This is a genomic window from Polynucleobacter sp. VK25 (genome assembly GCF_018687355.1).
Taxonomy (GTDB): Bacteria; Pseudomonadota; Gammaproteobacteria; order Burkholderiales; family Burkholderiaceae; genus Polynucleobacter.
On record NZ_CP061288.1, the window covers coordinates 1,746,468 to 1,765,943 of the forward strand.

A 19,476-nucleotide genomic window follows, 5' to 3' on the forward strand; every position below is an offset into this window, starting at 1 on the left:
AGGCGCTGAGTCGGGATACATTACATGCACAGTATTCTGATCATTGCCCCAAACTGGATTGGGGATGCCGTAATGACTCAGCCCTTGTTGGCTCAGCTTAAAGCGCAATATCCAGAATCTAAAATTGATGTCCTCGCTAGTACCTGGGTAGCACCCATCTATCGTGCTTGCCCAGAAGTTCACGAAGTGATCGAAGCAAAGTTTGAGCATAAACAATTGCAATGGAAATTACGCAAGCAACTTGCCAAAGAACTTGCATCTAAAAATTATCAAGTCTGCTTTGTATTACCCAATAGCTTCAAGTCAGCCATTATTCCTTGGCTCGCAAATATTCCTTTTCGGGTTGGCTACCGCGGCGAATTGCGCTTTGGCTTCATTAATCTCGCGCTAGATAATCCAAGCAAAATAAATCGTCCGCCGATGGTCGAGCACTATCTTGCATTAAGTCAATTACTAAGTGATGAGCAAGCGCCTTCACTAGCAAGCAACCCAACGCCAAAATTAAATGTTTCTTCTGCCGCAAATCTTGCTGTGCAGATTAAATTGCAAAGTGCCAAGATTGATCCTGCCAATACTTATGTCATGTGCCCAGGCGCTGAATATGGCCAAACTAAGCGCTGGCCAACAAGTCATTTCACACAATTGGCACAAAGATTAATAGCTAGCAACCCGAATCATCAGATCATTCTTTTAGGTAGCAAAGGTGACCACGCACTTGCCCAAGAAATTTATTCTCAAGCAAAGCAAGACGTACATATTCACAATTGGTGTGGGTCCACATCATTGGATGAGGCAATTGCCCTGATTGGCATGAGTAAAGCGGTGATTAGCAACGACTCAGGCTTAATGCACATAGCCGCAGCCCTTAAAACCCCCCAAGCGGCTATCTTTGGCTCAAGTGATCCAGCGCATACACCCCCACTATCCAGTAAAGCCAAAGTCATTTGGCTAAACTTACCGTGTAGCCCCTGTCACAAAAGAATCTGCCCCCTGGGTCACCTAAAGTGCCTAAATGACATCTTGCCAGAGCAAGTATTCGCTACACTGAGTACCTTGCAGTCATAAACCAGGAACAGTAAGCCATGACCAAACTTGCCAGACTCTTTCACAGTGCCGATGATGTAGTAGAGGCATGGCGAGATGCACTGAGTCATCGCGATGTGCAAGGCGCACTCGATATTTGGTTGGATGATGACTCCATCACCTGCGTACTCCCCGAAGGTCACCGCCTCACTGGTCATGCAGAAATTCGAGAAGGCTTAGAAAGATTACTCGCGAAGCAGCCTTTATTTTTAGAGCCCATTGCTTGCATTAGTCACTCTGTTTTAGGTGCTGCTGTATATGACACAACTGAAGCAGTGCATTTAAGAGCAGATCAAGTTGAGGCAGAATTTTTCCTCAACATTACACTTGTACTTCTACAGGATAGTCAGGGTTGGCGCATTGCCCATTTACATGCCAGCCACTCTACCGAAGATACCTTCGACGCACCTTCCACCCCACACGGCCTGCATTAAATACCATGGATGACCAAGTGCTACGGTCACTGATGAAGTGGCCCAATGTGCCTGATTGCTTTGGTTGGCTAGCCTTAGATCGTCGCGGGCAGTGGCGCATGCGCGATGAATTCACACAACAAAATAAGCTTCCAGGCCAAGTTATTAAGCATGCCGCCCTGAATGAATTTATTGCTCGAAACTATGCCTGTGATGAACTCGGCAGATACTTTTTTCAAAATGGGCCTCAACGGGTTTTTATTACTTTAGATGCGACACCCTGGATCGTCAGAATCATTCCCAGCGAAGAGAAATCGGTCCTCGTCAATCAATGCCATCAAACCATGGAACCCACTGCTGCTTTAAGTGATGAGAATGGCAATATTTATATTGTCGGAAAAGTAAGTGAGACTGTTTACAACAGCAAAGACAATCAGCAATTTCTGAAAAACGAATCTCAATCAATAGCTCTTTTACACGATCACGATCTAGATCATTTTTCAGGGCTCGCCAAACTTCGCGAAGAAGCCTGTAGTTTTGGTGGGTCATGGGTTTGGCAAGACAAACAATTACCCTTGGATCCGATTCATTCTGAAGAGCTAGCCTCTCGCTTTCACTTCATCGCAAAACCACAGCCCTAGCCTGGCATTTGCTTACCCTGTTCCTTAAGCTCGTCTTGGTATTGACGCTGCATTTCCCGTAGACGAGCATCGATACTAGAGCCCTGGTAAAAATCAGCGCCACCGGCAGAACGAGCAATCCGTAGTTGTTCGATAGCCGAGGGCCATGCCCCCTCAAGCGCATATTTTTCACCGAGAGCGTAATGGCGCATCGGCACATTCTTGGCCTGATCGTATGCCTTGGAAAGCAAGCTCCACCAAACGATTTCATTTGGCTGGGCTCTTGTGCGCGCCTTTAACCATGTAATTGCATCATTGTTACGTCCAAGCCTTAGCTCTGCATTAATCATGGCTGCGCCAGCTGCATAGGATTGTGGATAAGCACGCAATGTAGCTTGGGCAATTTGTAACGCCTCTTCGCCCTTTCCTTTTGCTAAGGCTAGCTCTGAGGCTGTGATATCTAAAGATAGACTCTGTCTTTGGATGGGCGAACCTGGAGCGCTTGCCTTCTGAACTAAGTTACGGGCTTGCTGTAAATCAGCTTCTGCTTGATCAATTTTTCCTTGGCGTTGCGCGATTAAGGCTAATCCATAGAAACCTTCTAATTGCTTACCAATAGCTTGTTGCTTGCTTAAGCTATCAAAGGTATTTTTTAGGTCATACATTCCGCTGGAGGTGCCCGATTGCTCCATGCGAGCACGAGCCTTAATGAAATAAAACTCGACAGATATTGGCACATTGCGAGACCCCACTGTTCTCGCCCTATCTTGCATATCTGCAATGCGATCCGTTGTTAAGGGATGAGTGCGAACATAACCTGGCACACCTTTATCCATGATGCCGGTAGCTTTTTGCAAGCGCTGGAAGAATCCTGGCGCACCATTGACGTCATATCCACTCGCATCCAAAATTTGAAATCCAATGCGATCGGCTTCTCGCTCAGCATCTCGGGAATAGGAGAGTTGATTATTAATTGCAACCGCTTGACCGCCCTGCATCAGGCCAGCTGCAGCCTGTGGATTGCGTGACATCGCTAATGCCCCAAGCACCATGCCGGCAACAGCAATCATCGTATTGGTTGTTTGCCTATCCATTTGACGTGCTAGGTGACGCTGCAATACGTGACCTGTCTCATGCCCCATTACAGAGGCAACCTCAGAATCTGATTCGGCACTCACGATCAGCCCAGTATGAAAACCAATAAATCCACCGGGTAATGCAAACGCATTAATAGTGCTATCTTTTACGGCAAAGACCTCAAAGTTGTAAGCGCCACTGCCCTGCTCGTTAGCCCCGCCAAGCTGTAACTTTCTAGCAGCTTGTAATAGACGGCGCTCCATTTGATTTAAAAAATCATAGAGCGGCAAGTCATTTGAATAATCAGGATCTGGACGAATCTGGCGCATGATCATTTCGCCATACTTGCGCTCATCCATTCTGCTTAAAGAATCGCCGCCAGGATCCCCCATATCAGGCAAAATAATCGTAGGCTGACTCTGCATAGAGTTGCGTATAGGAGCATTAGCAGGTCGAGCATCAGGAGACTGCATTGCTCTACCTATATTCTGAATGGCAGCAGAGTTGCCCTCTACAGATACATCTCCAGCGGGGGCGGCTGCGTGAGCAGGAAATCCGGCTAAAGCAAGGCTGACCATCAACTGAATGGCCAAGGTACGCCGCAAAAAAGAGGTTTTTGGAGCTGACTTTATCTCTTGCATCTCTATATGGTAAAACTTATCCCATGAACAAACTAACTCATTTTGATGCGAGTGGGCAAGCCCACATGGTAAACGTTGGTGATAAGCCTAACACCCATCGTATTGCCCTTGCCACTGGCAAAATTACGATGCTGCCCGAAACCTTCAAAATGGTAGATGCAGGGACCCATAAAAAAGGTGATGTACTGGGAATTGCCAGAATTGCAGGTATTCAGGCATCGAAAAGAACATCAGACCTCATTCCCTTGTGCCATCCGCTGGCATTAACTCACGTTAGCCTGGAGTTCCAAACTAACCCCAATGAAAGCAGCATCACCTGCCAAGTCAGGGCAGAAACTACTGGGCCAACCGGAGTTGAAATGGAAGCCCTCACCGCAGTCCAAGTTGCCCTCCTCGCAATCTACGATATGTGCAAAGCCGTAGACCGAGGCATGGTGATGGGTGATGTGAAACTTCTTGAGAAGAGTGGTGGCAAGAGCGGGGAGTGGAAGGCTGCTTGATGATTGCTCATCACTCATTAAAAAGCCGCTTCTGAAGCGGCTTTTTCTTTAAGCATTTACTTACCGATCCTGCATTCCGAAGGCAGTAGTTGAGAAATCAAATTGGTCTCAGTAGATCTACATGACCATCCACCGGCCCAAGTCGAGCCCTCAGGTTTAGATAAATCTAATGGTCTAGGGACATTGGCATCAGGCTCGTTGGTGGGGATGAGATGCAAGGTGTTCTTACCCTCTGGCGCAACACTAATTTGGTAATCAATTGCGATTGCTCCGGATGGCGTGATTTCAATTAGCTTGACGCTTCGGGTGGGTGTAAATGTAAAGGCTCCGCTGGTCGCCTCATCCATCACTACAGTTCCACGACTGGCAAACGCTTCCGTCACAGCAAGCTTGGCACTAGAAGATAAATTCATACCCTCTACCACCCTACTGCGCGCAATATAGTCTTGATATTGAGGCACTGCTATAGCTACCAAGATGCCAATAATTGCCACTACCACCATTACTTCGATCAAGGTAAATCCTGCATCTTGATCGCCTTCTAAATCTTGAACGTCATGACTAAAACTCTGCATATCTTTTAACTCCCGAGGTGAAATGCCTCATGATCCAAGTTCAGTAGAGAGTGCACAAGGAAGCAGGAAACAAAAAAGCCGGCATATTCAGCCGGCTTTTCTGATTTGATGCGGAGAAATTACGCCGCTTCTTTATGCTTCTGTTTCTTTTTGAGATAAGTGCCAACTAAAAGTACGATAGCAACTCCAATACCCTCAAAAATCATGTGCGCATCTTCAAATGCAGCCTGCATAGAGTCTTTGATTGCTGGATCTTCAACCAACATTCCGCCTGCCAACAAGCCTAATAAGCCAGCACCCAGGGTAATGATGATTGGGAAACGATCCATTACTTTTAGAAGCAAAGCACTACCAAAAATAATCAATGGAATAGAGAGGCCCAAACCGATGATGAGTAGCACCAAGCGAGTTTCTTCTGGACCCTTTTGGGCCGCAGCAGCTACTGCCAATACGTTATCCAAGCTCATTACTAAGTCTGCGACCAAGATGGTGCGAATCGCGCCCCAAATATTTGGATGAGCATGCATATCTTCTTCTTCACCGCTATCAGCCAAAAGCTGGACGCCGATATAGAGAAGCAAAATAGCGCCGATGATCTTGAGGTAAGGCAAAGTCAGCAATTGAACAGCGGTAATTGTGAGGACTACACGCAAAATAATTGCTGCGGCACTACCCCAAAAAATTGCCTTCTTCTGCTGAACTGGCGGCAAGTTGCGTGACGCAAGCGCAATTACAACTGCGTTGTCGCCTGATAGCAAAATATTCGCAACAATGATTGATAAAAGAGCAGCCCAAAATGCTGGCCCTGAAAATACTGATAAATCCATAATGTCTCCTACGTTTATTTGTTTTATTTTATGTTTTAACTGCTATTTACTACCAAAAAAGGATGCCGAGTTAACAGCATCCTTTTCCTAATTGCTAATTACAACATGGCTTTCAACAAAGCGGCCATTTCTGATGGATTCTTTGTTACTTTGAAGCCACACTCTTCCATAACGGCAAGCTTAGCATCTGCAGTATCAGCTCCACCAGAGATCAAAGCACCTGCGTGGCCCATACGCTTGCCTGGAGGCGCTGTAACGCCAGCAATAAAGCCAACCACCGGCTTCTTCATATTGTCTTTACACCAGCGAGCAGCTTCAGCTTCATCTGGACCGCCGATTTCACCAATCATGATCACAGCATCAGTCTCTGGATCTTCATTGAACATTCTCATGATGTCGATGTGCTTCAAGCCGTTGATTGGGTCGCCACCAATACCAACTGCTGTGGACTGACCTAAACCAATGGATGTCAACTGGCCAACTGCTTCATAAGTCAATGTACCGGAACGGCTAACAACGCCGATGCGACCCTTCTTATGAATATGACCGGGCATGATGCCGATCTTGATTTCATCTGGAGTAATGATGCCTGGGCAGTTAGGGCCAAGTAGCAAGGTTTTCTTGCCGCCAGCAGCCTCTTTAGCATGCATCTTATTGCGCACTTCAAGCATGTCGCGCACTGGAATGCCCTCAGTAATACAAATGACGAAGTCAAGGTCAGCTTCAACAGCCTCCCAAATCGCAGCAGCTGCACCAGGAGGTGGAACATAAATTACAGAAGTAGTTGCACCAGTTTGCTGAGCAGCCTCTTTAACAGTTCCGTAAATTGGGATATTAAAAATGGACTCGCCAGCTTTTTTAGGATTTACACCAGCAACAAAACAGTTTTTGCCGTTTGCGTATTCCTGGCATTTTTCAGTATGAAACTGACCTGTCTTACCAGTAATACCTTGTGTAATGACTTTGGTGTTTTTATTGATCAAAATAGACATATTGAAATTCCTGGATTATTTGTTTTTGGCAACAGCAGCAACTACCTTAGTAGCAGCTTCAGCCATTGAATCGGCGCTAATGATTGGCAAACCAGAGTCTGCAAGGATCTTCTTGCCTAGCTCTTCGTTTGTACCCTTCATACGCACAACCAAAGGTACTGTGAGGTTAACTGCTTTACATGCAGTAACAACACCGTCAGCGATCACGTCGCAACGCATGATGCCGCCGAAGATGTTTACCAAGATTGCTTCAACACTCTTGTTCTTCAACATGATCTTGAATGCTTCAGTTACTTTTTCTGCTGTAGCGCCGCCACCAACGTCCAAGAAGTTTGCTGGCTCGCCACCGAACAACTTAATGGTGTCCATAGTGGCCATCGCCAAGCCTGCGCCGTTAACCAAACAGCCGATATTGCCGTCTAATGAGATGTAAGCGAGATCAAATTTAGAAGCTTCGATTTCAGCAGCATCTTCTTCATCGATATCGCGGTAAGCAACGATCTCTGGATGACGGAATAATGCGTTTGGATCAAAGTTGAACTTTGCGTCCAAAGCCTTGATCTTGCCATTGCCTTCAAGAATCAATGGGTTGATTTCAACCAATGAAGCATCGGTATCCCAGTAAGTTTTGTAGAGGTTTTTAAATACGTCACGCGCCATCGGAATGGATGCTTCAGGAACGCCAATGCCTTTAGCAACGATGTCGCAATCCGCATCTGTCAAACCAATCATTGGATCAACAAATACTTTGATAATTTTTTCTGGATGAGATTCGGCAACTTCCTCAATATCCATACCGCCTTCACTTGAAGCCATGATCACATTCTTTTGTGTGCCACGGTCTGTCACGATACTGAAGTAGTACTCTTTTTTAATATCTGCGCCATCTTCAATTAAGAGGCGATTTACTTTTTGACCTTCTGGGCCAGTTTGATGGGTCTTGAGCTGCATACCCAAGATTTCTGAAGAATATTTCTTCACTTCGTCCATGCTTCTAGCCAATTTCACGCCGCCGCCTTTACCGCGACCACCTGCATGAATCTGTGCCTTCACAACCCATACTGGGCCACCCAATTTTTCAGCGGCTTTCATTGCCTCATCAACACTGAATGCAGGAATGCCGTTAGGAACTGGCACATTAAATTGGCGAAGAAGTTCTTTGCCTTGGTACTCGTGAATTTTCATAATTACTCCGAAACGGTATCTTTTTTAGCAAGCGATGATGATTAGTTAACCGATGTTGCCTTAATCCCATGCTTACTCTAGAAATAGCTAAATTAGCCAATTTTGAATAAATGCGAACGGCTTGACCGACTTGCTAAGTCTATCATGCTGCAACGCCGCAAATAGCGTTTGCAGATCCGTAATTGCCCTAATCAGGGGTCTGGCCGCCAATCACTTTTGCGACCACTTCAGAGCCAAAACCTTTAGAAGCTAAAAACCGATATTGCCTGGCTTTCTCCTTTTGGTCCTGAGGGCGAACACCGTATTTCCTGCTCCAAAGATCAAAAGCCCGCTGAAATTCGGTCTCCTTAAGAATCCCAAGGAGTTTGGCTGACTGCTTGGAGTCCACGCCAGCCCTTTCAAGCTCATCAGCAATCTTTCGCATGCCGTAGCGCTCACTGCGACGACGTACCAAAGCCTCAGCAAAGCGTTCGTCGGATAACCAACCGCGAGCCTCAAAATCATCTAAAACAGCCTCAATTTGAGAATGTCTGGACTCTGGGCTTTGCTCTGCCTGCTCTGCGCCTAACTTGCTCCACCTAGCCTCTGATTCAGCCAATTTAGCAGCCAAGCCCTTGCGACTATATTCTCGCTGCGACAAAAGGCGCAAAGCCCGAGCTTTGAGACTCGGGCTTTGTTTAACCTTCTGATTGCTACTTAATTCTGACATTGAATTATTCAACGTGCTTATTCGACTTCTTCTTCCTCGCTCAGCACATCAGTGACTACTGCTGAACCAGACTTCACACCTAACTTCTCGCGAATTTTTGCTTCGATATCTTTCGCAATGGCTGGATTTTCTTTTAAGAACTCGCGCACATTGTCTTTGCCTTGACCAATGCGATCACCGTTATAGCTATACCAAGAACCTGACTTTTCAACGAGGTCAGCTTCAACACCCATATCAATGATTTCGCCTTCTCTAGAAATACCGGCACCATACATGATGTCGAAAATCGCTTCGCGGAACGGAGGAGATACTTTATTCTTCACAACCTTCACGCGGGTCTCATTACCAACAACCTCATCACCTTTTTTGATACTACCGATACGACGGATGTCCAAACGCATAGAAGCGTAGAACTTCAGCGCATTACCGCCGGTAGTGGTTTCTGGGGAACCAAACATTACACCAATCTTCATACGAATTTGGTTAATAAAGATCACAGTAGTGTTGGTACGCTTAATCGCGCCGGTCAACTTACGCAAAGCCTGACTCATCAAACGCGCTTGCAAGCCCGGCAAAGAGTCGCCCATATCGCCTTCGATCTCAGCTCTTGGAACTAAGGCAGCAACTGAGTCGATCACGATCAGATCAATCGAACCTGAACGTACCAAAGCGTCTGCGATTTCTAAAGCTTGCTCACCAGTGTCTGGTTGAGAGATCAATAAATTATTTACATCCACACCAAGGCGTGATGCGTACTGCACATCCAACGCATGTTCTGCATCAATAAACGCGCAGGTGCCGCCAAGCTTTTGCATTTCTGCAATAGCGTGCAATGTCAGAGTGGTTTTACCAGAAGATTCTGGGCCGTAGATTTCAATCACGCGACCGCGGGCAAGACCACCAACTCCAAGAGCGATATCTAATCCGAGTGAGCCGCTAGAAACCACCTGAATATCTTGACTGATTTCGGCATCGCCCAATCGCATGATTGAACCTTTGCCAAACTGTTTCTCAATTTGTGCCAGCGCTGCAGTTAATGCTTTTTGTTTGTCCCCGCTCATTCCTTCAAATTCCGAAGAGGCTGATTGCTTTTTGTTATCCAAGGCCATTTTTTATTCCCTTTTCACTATGTACTGGGCTTTTTCCCGAAGTTTTATCTACTGTGTAACAACTTAGGAGTTACTGTATATAAAAACAGTAGTCTTTGCAAGCGACTTTTAAACTGAATTTACAGATTCTTTACTAGGCTGCGCTTGATTGGCTCGGTCCCAGTAGAAAAACAGGGGTATAGCGACCGCCCAGACTGCTCCCACCAAGATAAATCCAATGGTTTGACCGCCTGGAGCCCACCCACCAGCCCCCATCCGAATACCCGCCTCGTAGGACATGGGACCTGCAATACCCCCTAAAACAGCCCCTAAAACAGGTCTGCCACGCAACCAAGTCAAGGAACCATTAATAGTGGTGGCAACCAATACCCATAAAACCCACATCCAGAGAGGCGATAAATAAGGTGACGGCCAGTCATCCCGAAAATCCAGATAACCCAAATGCATGATGAGAGTGTCAGCCACAAGACCAAAGATAAAGGCCTTCAATAAAAGGCTTATTTCTGTTTTTGGTGTGGGTGAGCGCCAAGCATGGAAGGCAATATAGGTCAGAGTAGCTACTACTGCCCAAAGCACATCTTTATTGGCTGCGCCCAGTACACAGGCAAACCAACCAAGCTGGAAAATAACAAAGTTCCAAAATTTAGCCATACCCAGCATCCTAAGAAAAAGGCCACTGCCGAGGGGCAATGGCCTTTAGATTTGGTGGCGAATCAGGGATTTGAACCCCGGACCTGCGGATTATGATTCCGTCGCTCTAACCAGCTGAGCTAATTCGCCGAACTCGCTATTGTAAATGATCGGAACCTATCTGTCTAAGGGAACGGGGGTTACCGTCCTCAAGCCCTAATTAAGCCCTTATTTAATCTGAAAGGTGCTCAGCCCCTCCTCCCGACCATACAGCACATTAAATTCAATTTTTTTGGCCAAAAAGAGCTTTTTCAGTACTTCATCCTTGTTTTCAAAAACAATGGCTGTTTGCTCGGGATAGCGAGAAAAGGGGTCGCTTGTGACATCCACCACTACACCATCAATCTTGATTTGCTTAATAGAGCGCTTATAAAACTTATCAGGGCGTATAAAAATAAGCCGTTTTACATACTTATCCAATACAAGCTTTTGGCCCTGATCATTCGTCTTGTAGTAATAGATCAACTCTTCTTTGCCATTGGTGGTCATGTCACGCTCTTCGTCCCACTTGGCATGAGCGCTTTGACTCACCATGACAGCAGAAATGAGGAATGCCAATTGGCTAAGCGCGCCAACTATTTTCTTTTGAGAGAAATTCATCATGCATTCATATTAGCCCAACCCACAAGCAAAATGCAGAAGGCGTAAGATTCCCAAACAATGAATCTATTTCTCTTGCGTCTTTTAATCTCCTTGCCATTGAGTCTGTGCATCCCCTTTTACGCCTCAGCAGCGCAGATCTTCGTCACTAATTACCCATCAGAGGCGAATGCCAAAGTCTTTGTCACAAAGTACCCATCAGAGGCAAACTGTATTGTGTATGACACCCAATACTCCAGCGATCGCGAACCAGGCGTTTGGTTCTACACGAAATACAAAAGCGATGCCCGTGCAGTAATTTATTACACCCAATACAAGTCTGAGGCCGATCTGATTGTGTATTTCACTAAGTACAAGAGTGATGCACGCTGCCGTTACTAACCAATACCTCTTAGCTCCCTATTCATCTCATGAGACTTCTTTCAATATCTGCAGGTAAAGTGGCGCCCTTGTTTGGAAACCATCACCCCAATTACAAATCTGTTGCTTCAGCTATTCGCAAGAAGGTAGTGAGCGACCTAGAATTTCCCGCTCCAGTTGAAATTACTTCACTCGGTATAAAAGGTGATGAACAAGCAGATCTATCAGTCCATGGCGGTATTGAAAAGGCAATCTACGTTTATCCGGCGGAGCACTACGCATTTTGGAACGCATTACTTACCCGCGAAACCAAAAAGCCAGTTGCATTACAACATGGCGCCATCGGAGAGAACTTCACAGTCGAAGGATTACTAGAAACAGAAGTATTTGTTGGCGATCGACTTCAAATCGGGGAATTGGAATTTGCAGTCGTCAAACTACGTGAGCCCTGTTTCAAATTCAATGCTGCTGTTGGTTACAAAGGCGCAAGCAAAGCGATGCTGCAGTCTGGCTTCAGTGGCTGGTATTTACGTGTTTTAAAAACTGGTTTGCTTAGCGCTGGCAATGCCATTACTTTAATTCCAGGGGCAAGAGAAATATCCATTGCCCAGCAAAATCAAAAACTCTTAAACAATCGCAATCAAAAAGATTTGTGGGAATAAAAAAACCCGACCATTTCTGATCGGGTTTCTTATTTGATGCAGACTAAAGAAGCTTATTGAATCTTCTTAGTCACGTGCGTAGATATCTACGTCTTTGGTTTCTTTAACAAACAGTGTACCGATTACCAATGTCATCGCAGCGATGATGATTGGGTACCAGAGACCGTAGTAAATATTACCGTTTTGCGCTACCAAGGCGAAGGAGATCGTTGGCAACAAGCCACCGAACCAACCGTTACCAATATGGTATGGCAAGGACATAGAGGTGTAACGAATGCGGGTTGGGAACATCTCAACCAACATCGCAGCGATTGGACCATAAACCATGGTTACCAAGAGCACCAAGAACACCAATAAAGCCAATACAGCAACGTAGTTAATGCCAGCAGGATCTGCCTTGGCTGGGTAACCAGCAGCATTCAACGCTTCACGAATTGCTTTCTTAAACTCAGCATCTTTCGCTTTTGCTTCAGCAGGCTCAAGACCCTTAGCAGTGTAGCCAGTGATTTCTGTATCGCCAATCTTTACAACTGCTGTTCCACCTGCAGGACCGGCAATAGTGCTGTAGCTAGCAGAGTTTGAAGCCATCACTTGTTTTGCAATATCGCAAGAACTTGTGAACTTCGCAGTACCTGTTGGGTTGAACTGGAAGGTACATTCGCTGACATCAGCAGTAATTGTGGCTGGTGCAGTTGCCATCGCCTTTTCTAACGCTGGGTTAGCAAAGTGAGTCAAAGCATTGAACACAGAAACAGGTGTGTTTGGAATGTAAGTAATGATCGCAAGCAATAGACCGCCCATGATGATTACTTTACGACCAATCTTGTCAGACCATGCGCCGAAGATCACGAAGAATGGGGTGCCGATTACTAATGAAGCAGCAATCAACAAGTTCGCAGTCTTAGCATCTACTTTCAACACCTGGGTGAGGTAGAACAAAGCATAGAACTGACCTGTGTACCAAACCACCGCTTGACCTGCAACCAGACCAAACAATGCCAAGATAACAATCTTCAAGTTCTTCCATTGACCGAATGACTCGGACAAAGGCGCTTTAGATAATTTGCCTTCTTCTTTCATCTTCTTGAAAGCTGGAGACTCATTCATGGACAAACGAATCCATACAGAAATACCCAACAATGCGATAGAGGCGATGAAAGGAACGCGCCAGCCCCAAACATCAAAGTCTGGACCAGTGAATTCACGTGTGAACAAAATTACGAGCAAGGAGAGGAACAAGCCAAGAGTAGCTGTTGTCTGAATCCATGCTGTGTAAGCACCACGGCGACCTTGAGGAGCATGTTCTGCAACATAAGTAGCAGCACCACCGTACTCACCACCCAAAGCCAAGCCTTGAAGCATACGCAATGCGATCAAGATGACTGGAGCAGCAACGCCGATAGTTGCGTAGTTAGGCAGAATACCTACGATGAAGGTCGCGCCGCCCATCAATAAGATGGTTACCAAGAAGGTGTACTTACGACCAATCAAATCGCCTAAGCGACCGAATACCAATGCGCCGAATGGGCGAACGATAAAACCAGCAGCAAACGCTAACAAAGCAAAAATGAAGGCAGAGCCAGCATCTAAGCCTGAGAAAAACTGCTTGGCAATAACGGCAGCCAAAGAACCGTAAAGATAAAAGTCGTACCACTCAAAGACCGTACCCAATGAGGAAGCAAAAATAACTTTGCGCTCTTCAGGGGTCATTGGGGCTGCTTTAGTTGATGTTGACATCAGTAGCTCCTAACTATTTTTATTAAATAAAAAACAACGGGTTGATTATGCTTTGAAAAAAATCAAAGAAATCCACTACTTAGGGTAATTCCCCATCAAATAGACTCGGGGTTTTCCCGAGAAATGTGGATTTGATGCAACGCATTTAGGCCATGATGTGGCAAGGGTTTGGCACTAACTTGAAGCAATACGCCCAAGTGAGGTGCATTTCTGGAAATCAGAGTGCAATCCTCTCGAATGACACTTGTTGCACTTCGCTTTAATTAATCTTGTAGTTAGCAAAAAGGCATCCCCAAAAAAAATGCCATCAATTAATTCATAAACAAGGAGCAAGGCAAATGAAAAGACGTGACTTTTTAGGTAAGGCTGCAGTTGGCGCAGCCGCAGGCGTATTAGCTGCACCAGCGATTGCACAATCCATGCCAGAAGTGAAGTGGCGCTGCGCATCAAGCTTTCCGAAAAGCCTAGATACAATTTATGGTGGTGGTGAATTCATCTCCAAACGAGTAGCCGCCTTAACGGATGGCAAGTTTCAGATCCGTATCTTTGGCGCCGGTGAAATCGTTCCAGCCTTCGGCACAGTTGATGCAGTGCAGCAAGGCACTGTGGAATGTACGCATACTGCCGGTTACTACTTCGTAGGCAAAAACAAAACATTTGCTTTTGACACAACCGTTCCATTTGGCATGAACCAACGTCAGCAAAATGCATGGATGTATTGGGGTGGCGGTTTGAAGCTTCAGCGCGAATTCTTACGTGACTACAACATCATCTCTTTCCCAGCAGGCAACACCGGAACCCAGATGGGTGGCTGGTTTAAAAAGCCAGTGAAAACCGTTGCCGACCTCAAAGGTCTCAAAATGCGTATCGCTGGACTCGGCGGTGAAGTCATGTCCCGTCTGGGCGCAATTCCGCAACAAATTGCTGGTGGCGATATTTATCCAGCACTTGAAAAAGGCGTGATTGATGCTGCCGAGTGGGTTGGTCCATACGACGATGAGAAATTGGGCTTCTACAAAATTGCCCCTTACTACTACTACCCTGGATGGTGGGAAGCTTGTTCGATGTACTCCATGTACGTCAACATCAAGGAATGGGAAAAATTACCTAAGCAATATCAGGAAGCCTTAGCCTCAGCCTGTGCTGAATGCAACATCGACATGATGGCTGAGTACGACTACAAAAACCCAATTGCCTTGCAGAGCTTGATCAAGAATGGCGTCAAGTTGCAGTCTTACTCCACAGAAATTATGAAAGCCGCATCCAATGCAGCTTTTGAAATGTATGAGGAAGAAGCTGCCAAGAATCCATCATTCAAGAAGATTTACGAGCCTTGGAAGAAATTCCGTAACGATCAAATGTTATGGAACAAGGTTGCCGAACAAACTCTCATGAGCTTCATGCTAACTAATCCTGTCAAATAAACTTTAAGCGAGTAACTGAAATGCCAAAACAATTTTTAGTTTTTGCAAATTTCGTTGATCGCCTAAATGACCGTTTTGGTGTTTTAGCAAGTTGGATGGTTCTTATTGCCGTACTGGTCAGCACAGCAAATGCGCTGATTCGGTACGGCTTTAACATCAGCTCAAACGGTTGGTTAGAAGCGCAATGGTATTTGTTTGCCGGCATGGTGATGTTTGGTGCCGCCACTACTTTTCGTATGAACGAGCATGTGCGGGTTGACGTGCTCTATGCCTTATATCCCAACAGAGTTCGCCTCTGGCTAGATTTCTGGGGAGGCATTGTTTTCTTTTTGCCAATGACCATCATTATTGGTTACTACTCTTGGGAATTTTTTATTACTTCGGTAATTCAAAATGAAACCTCGAGTAACCCAGGCGGTCTTATTCGTTGGCCAGTACGCGGCATTATTACCCTGGGCTTTTTCTTATTAACGCTCCAAGGTATATCAGAAATCATCAAGCGCTATGCTGCCATTACCGGCATGATTGAAATCGATCCTAAATACGAAAGACCTCTCCAATGATTAGCCAAGATTTAATGGCCCCCATCATGTTTGGGGGTCTGATTGTATTTTTACTAATTGGATATCCAGCAGCGTTTTCTTTAGGTGCTGTTGGCTTATTCTTCTCTTTCATTGGTATCGAGATGGGCATGTTTCAGCCCACCTTCTTACAGGCGCTACCAGATCGCGTGTTCGGCATCCTGTCGAATGACCTTCTACTCTCCATCCCATTCTTTACTTTCATGGGCGCCATTTTGGAGAAGTGTGGCTTGGCAGAAGACATGCTCGAAGGCTTGGGTCAGTTATTTGGTCCGATCCGTGGCGGCTTAGCCTATGCCGTGATTATTGTTGGAGCGATCCTAGGTGCAATTACCGGAACCGTTGCGGCCTCTGTGATTGCCATGGGATTAATCTCCTTACCAATCATGTTGCGCTATGGCTATAACCCTCGCGTAGCAACGGGTGTGATTGCCGCCTCCGGAACGATCACCCAACTCATCCCACCATCACTGGTATTAATTGTGTTGGCTGACCAGTTGGGCAAATCCGTTGGCGATATGTATGCAGGCGCTATTGGACCTTCGATCATCCAAGTGGTGTTGTTCTGCTTATTCATTTTCTTTTTATCCATTTTTAGACCGCAAGATGTACCAGCACTTCCCCCAGAAGCGCGTCCGAAAATTGACTGGAAATTGTTCAAGAAAATCCTTTGGGGTATTGTTCCTTCGATCGCCTTGATCTTCTTGGTGCTTGGAACCATCTTGATGGGTCTGGCAACACCAACTGAAGGTGGTGCAATGGGTTCTGTTGGAGCTTTAGTTCTTGCGGCAATGAACAAGCGTCTACAAAAGCCTTTGGTCTGGGAAGCAATGACTTCAACCATGCGCATTAATGCCATGGTGATCTTCATTCTGATTGGATCGACTGTCTTTGGCTTAGCATTCCGCGGCGTTGATGGCGACCTTTGGATTGAGCATCTGTTGTCAGGATTGCCAGGCGGTCAAATAGGCTTCTTAATCGTGGTGAACTTGTTTGTTTTCTTCTTAGCCTTCTTCTTAGACTATTTTGAAATCGCCTTCATCATCATTCCACTATTGGCTCCTGTTGCAGACAAGCTTGGCATTGATCTCATTTGGTTTGGCGTGCTTCTCGGCGCCAACATGCAGACCTCGTTTATGCATCCGCCATTTGGATTCGCCTTGTTCTATCTTCGTGGGGTAGCGCCAAAATCGCTGAAAAGCTCCGATATTTACTACGGTGCTTTGCCATGGGTTGGTCTACAACTGATTTTGGTTGCGATCATCATCTTCATTCCAGAGACTGTTACTTACTTCATTGATAAGCCAGCGGTTGCAATGGATGTGAATGCTGTCTCAGTTGATCCACTTGAAGGCGTTCAGCAAAATGAAATCACTGTAGACTCTAGTGCGGATATCGAGCGTCAATTGCGAGAAAATAAATAGCTATAGAAATAGCAGAATAAAAAAATAGAGGGGATTTACGATGCAAGCAAAGTGGGGTATTCGGGGGATGGCGGTAGCACCGCACTCCCTCGCTTCTGAATCGGCTTTAGCAGTTCTACGTGAAGGCGGTAATGCACTGGAAGCAATGGTGGCTGCGGCAGCAACCATTGCTGTGGTGTACCCACATATGAACTCTATTGGCGGTGACTCGTTCTGGGTGGTGCATTCGCCTGGCAAGGCCATGGGCGGCATTGATGCCTGTGGCGCTGCAGCTGGTTTAGCCACAAAGCAATGGTATGCAGAACGTGGCATCACTAAAGCAATTCCATTTCGGGGGGCTATTGCTGCAAATACGGTTGCTGGAACTATTTCAGGCTGGGGTGCTGCTCACAAACTTTCTAAACAAGGCTTGGGTGGCAAGATTCCACTCTCTCGTTTATTGGCTGATGCAATTCATTACGCAGAAGCAGGAGTGCCGGTTACTTACAGTCAATCGAGTTTGACCGAAAAAAAGCGCGCAGAACTCAGTCCTATCCCTGGGTTTTCCAAAACCTTTCTAGTGAATGGTAAAGCACCAGCGGTTGGCAGCATTTTTAAACAAGAGCGCCTTGCAAAAACTTTACGCCAAATTGCAGAAAAAGGAACGGATGACTATTACCGTGGAGATCTTGCGCAATTACTTGGCAAAGAATTAACGGACATTGGTAGCCCCTTACGCTTAGATGACTTGCATCGTCATCACGCCAAACTCATAGACCCACTAGAGCTCAAACATAGTCTAGGTAAGGTTTACAACATGATTCCGCCTACTCAAGGCGTTGTCTCCCTCATGATTATTGGCATCTTGGATCAGTTGAACTTAAAACGATTCAAAGTAGATAGTCCAGAGTATGTACATCATTGTGTTGAGGCCACTAAGCAGGCATTTAAGATTCGCGATCAGTTTGTGACAGACCCCGCGTATATGACGAAGAATGCACAGTCCTTCCTAGCCCCAGACTTCCTGAAAAAACTTGCCAAGAATATTGATCCCAATAAAGCGCTACCTTGGGGTCAAGGCAAGGGTCCAGCCGATACGATTTGGATGGGCGTAATTGATGGTGATGGCAATTGTGTTTCCTTCATTCAAAGTATTTATCACGAGTTTGGCGCAGGTATTGTTCTGCCGAAGTCTGGCGTGAACTGGCAGAACCGTGGATGCAGCTTCTCACTGGATCCCAAAACCCTCAATCATCTTGAGCCATATAGAAAACCATTCCACACTCTCAATCCTGCAATGGCCTTGTTTAAAGATGGTCGCTCAATGGTCTACGGAACAATGGGTGGCGATGGTCAACCCCAAACACAATGTGCAGTCTTTACTCGTACCGCTACTTACGGCCTTGATCCCCAGGATGCCATTAGTCGTCCGCGCTGGTTACTCGGTCGCACTTGGGGGCAAACGAGTGATAGCTTAAAGCTCGAGTCACGCTTTAGTCCTTTGGTCGCCAAAGAGCTTCACACTTTAGGTCATGAGATTGAAATGCTCGACGCCTTCGATGAAACAGTCGGTCATGCTGGCTGCATCATTCGTGATCCATCAGGCACGCTGCGGGGCGGATGGGATCCTCGTAGCGACGGCGCTGTTAGCGCGTTTTAGTAATAAACATTTTGGGTACGCGCAGATCCCAGTAAATCGCTGCTGCGCGTAGTCCAAAAATTCCGAGCATGCAAAGCACGGAGCCCTCAACAATATATTGAGGTAAGAAGTTCAATATCAGAACATATGCACAACAACCCAAAGTTACCGGAATAGCATATAGCTCATGCGACATGATGAGTGTTTTTCTACCCGCTAGGACATCGCGTAATAAACCACCGCCGATCGCAGTTACAACACCTAAGATCACAGGTGCTACAGGTAGGCCATAACCCATGCTCCAGGCCTTATCGGCCCCCTGAATGGCAAATAGTGCAGCACCAAAGCCATCGATATACAACATCCAGCGATAAATTTGCGGTTGGGTAAAAAAGGATTCTGCGAAGAAAGCGATGACACTGGCGCCTAGCGCAAGCCACACATACATTTGATTCTCAGACCAGAAAATAGGGGCTTCCAAAATGATGTCACGAATAGTGCCTCCGCCAATTGCAGTAATAAGCCCAAGCACTAAAACACCAAAAAGATCCACGCCACGATCGGCAATTGCCAAGACACCTGTCACAGCAAAGGCCATGGTTGCAATGATGCCAATCCAAAAATTAATATCTTCCATAACAACAAGTCT

At 46.1% G+C, this 19,476-nt stretch carries 21 protein-coding genes and 1 tRNA gene; 10 read left to right on the top strand and 12 right to left on the bottom strand.

Annotation, left to right across the window (positions count from 1 at the left end):
* Positions 1 to 24: 24 nt before the first annotated feature.
* From waaF to AOC21_RS08760, 3 genes are read left to right on the top strand one after another with little or no spacing between them, the layout of a single operon-like run.
* Positions 25 to 1,065, top strand: coding sequence for a lipopolysaccharide heptosyltransferase II (gene waaF, locus AOC21_RS08750; RefSeq protein ID WP_215391605.1), 1,041 nt, complete (start codon positions 25 to 27; stop codon positions 1,063 to 1,065).
* Positions 1,066 to 1,082: 17 nt separating this feature from the next.
* Entirely contained in the window at positions 1,083 to 1,517 is a 435-nt protein-coding gene (locus tag AOC21_RS08755; RefSeq protein WP_215391606.1) for a nuclear transport factor 2 family protein, read from the top strand.
* 5 nt (positions 1,518 to 1,522) lie between these two features.
* Complete coding sequence (locus AOC21_RS08760) at positions 1,523 to 2,137, top strand: DUF2946 family protein (RefSeq protein ID WP_215391607.1); 615 nt, start codon at positions 1,523 to 1,525, stop codon at positions 2,135 to 2,137.
* Here the strand turns inward: AOC21_RS08760 and AOC21_RS08765 are convergent.
* Entirely contained in the window at positions 2,134 to 3,834 is a 1,701-nt protein-coding gene (locus AOC21_RS08765; RefSeq protein ID WP_215391608.1) for a M48 family metalloprotease, read from the bottom strand. The genes AOC21_RS08760 and AOC21_RS08765 overlap by 4 nt on opposite strands.
* 23 nt (positions 3,835 to 3,857) lie before the next feature.
* On the opposite strand from AOC21_RS08765, the gene moaC reads away from it, so the two are divergent.
* Complete coding sequence (moaC, locus tag AOC21_RS08770; protein ID WP_215391609.1) at positions 3,858 to 4,334, top strand: cyclic pyranopterin monophosphate synthase MoaC; 477 nt, start codon at positions 3,858 to 3,860, stop codon at positions 4,332 to 4,334.
* 56 nt (positions 4,335 to 4,390) lie between these two features.
* Here moaC and AOC21_RS08775 read toward each other — a convergent pair whose 3' ends face one another.
* The 9 genes from AOC21_RS08775 to AOC21_RS08815 all read right to left on the bottom strand — a co-directional run bounded on the left by AOC21_RS08775 (position 4,391) and on the right by AOC21_RS08815 (position 11,024).
* Complete coding sequence (locus AOC21_RS08775) at positions 4,391 to 4,909, bottom strand: pilin (RefSeq protein WP_215391610.1); 519 nt, start codon at positions 4,907 to 4,909, stop codon at positions 4,391 to 4,393.
* 119 nt (positions 4,910 to 5,028) lie between these two features.
* Positions 5,029 to 5,736, bottom strand: a complete 708-nt coding sequence (locus tag AOC21_RS08780) for a TerC family protein (RefSeq protein ID WP_215391611.1) — start codon at positions 5,734 to 5,736, stop codon at positions 5,029 to 5,031.
* 98 nt (positions 5,737 to 5,834) lie between these two features.
* Positions 5,835 to 6,728: a succinate--CoA ligase subunit alpha gene (sucD, locus tag AOC21_RS08785; protein ID WP_215347738.1), complete on the bottom strand. Its 894-nt coding sequence runs from the start codon at positions 6,726 to 6,728 to the stop codon at positions 5,835 to 5,837.
* Between the two features lie 15 nt (positions 6,729 to 6,743).
* Positions 6,744 to 7,913, bottom strand: a complete 1,170-nt coding sequence (gene sucC, locus AOC21_RS08790) for an ADP-forming succinate--CoA ligase subunit beta (RefSeq protein WP_215391612.1) — start codon at positions 7,911 to 7,913, stop codon at positions 6,744 to 6,746.
* A gap of 187 nt (positions 7,914 to 8,100) precedes the next feature.
* Positions 8,101 to 8,622, bottom strand: a complete 522-nt coding sequence (recX, locus tag AOC21_RS08795) for a recombination regulator RecX (RefSeq protein ID WP_215391613.1) — start codon at positions 8,620 to 8,622, stop codon at positions 8,101 to 8,103.
* A gap of 17 nt (positions 8,623 to 8,639) precedes the next feature.
* Positions 8,640 to 9,725 (bottom strand): recombinase RecA, encoded by a 1,086-nt coding sequence (gene recA / locus AOC21_RS08800; protein ID WP_370624865.1) that lies wholly within the window; start codon positions 9,723 to 9,725, stop codon positions 8,640 to 8,642.
* A gap of 114 nt (positions 9,726 to 9,839) precedes the next feature.
* The gene (locus AOC21_RS08805; protein WP_215391614.1) at positions 9,840 to 10,382 is read right to left on the bottom strand and encodes a DUF2878 domain-containing protein; all 543 of its coding nucleotides are present in this window, start codon (positions 10,380 to 10,382) and stop codon (positions 9,840 to 9,842) included.
* A 52-nt stretch (positions 10,383 to 10,434) separates the two neighbouring features.
* Positions 10,435 to 10,511 (bottom strand) — tRNA-Met (locus AOC21_RS08810).
* A gap of 78 nt (positions 10,512 to 10,589) precedes the next feature.
* Positions 10,590 to 11,024, bottom strand: coding sequence for a hypothetical protein (locus AOC21_RS08815; protein ID WP_215391615.1), 435 nt, complete (start codon positions 11,022 to 11,024; stop codon positions 10,590 to 10,592).
* A 57-nt stretch (positions 11,025 to 11,081) separates the two neighbouring features.
* Between AOC21_RS08815 and AOC21_RS08820 the strand changes: the two genes are divergently transcribed.
* Together AOC21_RS08820 and AOC21_RS08825 are read left to right on the top strand one after the other, a co-directional pair.
* Entirely contained in the window at positions 11,082 to 11,402 is a 321-nt protein-coding gene (locus AOC21_RS08820; protein ID WP_215391616.1) for a DUF6150 family protein, read from the top strand.
* A gap of 29 nt (positions 11,403 to 11,431) precedes the next feature.
* On the top strand, positions 11,432 to 12,043 hold the full coding sequence (locus AOC21_RS08825) for an MOSC domain-containing protein (protein ID WP_215391617.1): 612 nt from the start codon (positions 11,432 to 11,434) through the stop codon (positions 12,041 to 12,043).
* 66 nt (positions 12,044 to 12,109) lie between these two features.
* Here the strand turns inward: AOC21_RS08825 and AOC21_RS08830 are convergent, their stop codons facing one another.
* The gene (locus AOC21_RS08830; protein ID WP_215391618.1) at positions 12,110 to 13,780 is read right to left on the bottom strand and encodes an MFS transporter; all 1,671 of its coding nucleotides are present in this window, start codon (positions 13,778 to 13,780) and stop codon (positions 12,110 to 12,112) included.
* 338 nt (positions 13,781 to 14,118) lie between these two features.
* On the opposite strand from AOC21_RS08830, the gene AOC21_RS08835 reads away from it, so the two are divergent.
* Genes AOC21_RS08835 through AOC21_RS08850 form a run of 4 tightly spaced genes read left to right on the top strand, consistent with a single transcriptional unit; the run spans position 14,119 to position 18,848 of the window.
* Positions 14,119 to 15,204: a TRAP transporter substrate-binding protein gene (locus AOC21_RS08835; protein WP_215391619.1), complete on the top strand. Its 1,086-nt coding sequence runs from the start codon at positions 14,119 to 14,121 to the stop codon at positions 15,202 to 15,204.
* Between the two features lie 20 nt (positions 15,205 to 15,224).
* Positions 15,225 to 15,767, top strand: a complete 543-nt coding sequence (locus tag AOC21_RS08840; protein ID WP_215391620.1) for a TRAP transporter small permease subunit — start codon at positions 15,225 to 15,227, stop codon at positions 15,765 to 15,767.
* Positions 15,767 to 17,209, top strand: a complete 1,443-nt coding sequence (locus AOC21_RS08845) for a TRAP transporter large permease subunit (protein ID WP_371817819.1) — start codon at positions 15,767 to 15,769, stop codon at positions 17,207 to 17,209. Before AOC21_RS08840 ends, AOC21_RS08845 begins: the two co-directional genes overlap by 1 nt.
* Positions 17,210 to 17,249: 40 nt before the next feature.
* Positions 17,250 to 18,848: a gamma-glutamyltransferase family protein gene (locus AOC21_RS08850; RefSeq protein ID WP_215391622.1), complete on the top strand. Its 1,599-nt coding sequence runs from the start codon at positions 17,250 to 17,252 to the stop codon at positions 18,846 to 18,848.
* Here the strand turns inward: AOC21_RS08850 and AOC21_RS08855 are convergent.
* A complete protein-coding gene (locus tag AOC21_RS08855) occupies positions 18,835 to 19,464 on the bottom strand; it encodes a trimeric intracellular cation channel family protein (RefSeq protein ID WP_215391623.1) in 630 nt (209 codons plus the stop codon). The two genes, AOC21_RS08850 and AOC21_RS08855, sit on opposite strands and share 14 nt — an antisense overlap.
* Positions 19,465 to 19,476 lie beyond the last annotated feature (12 nt).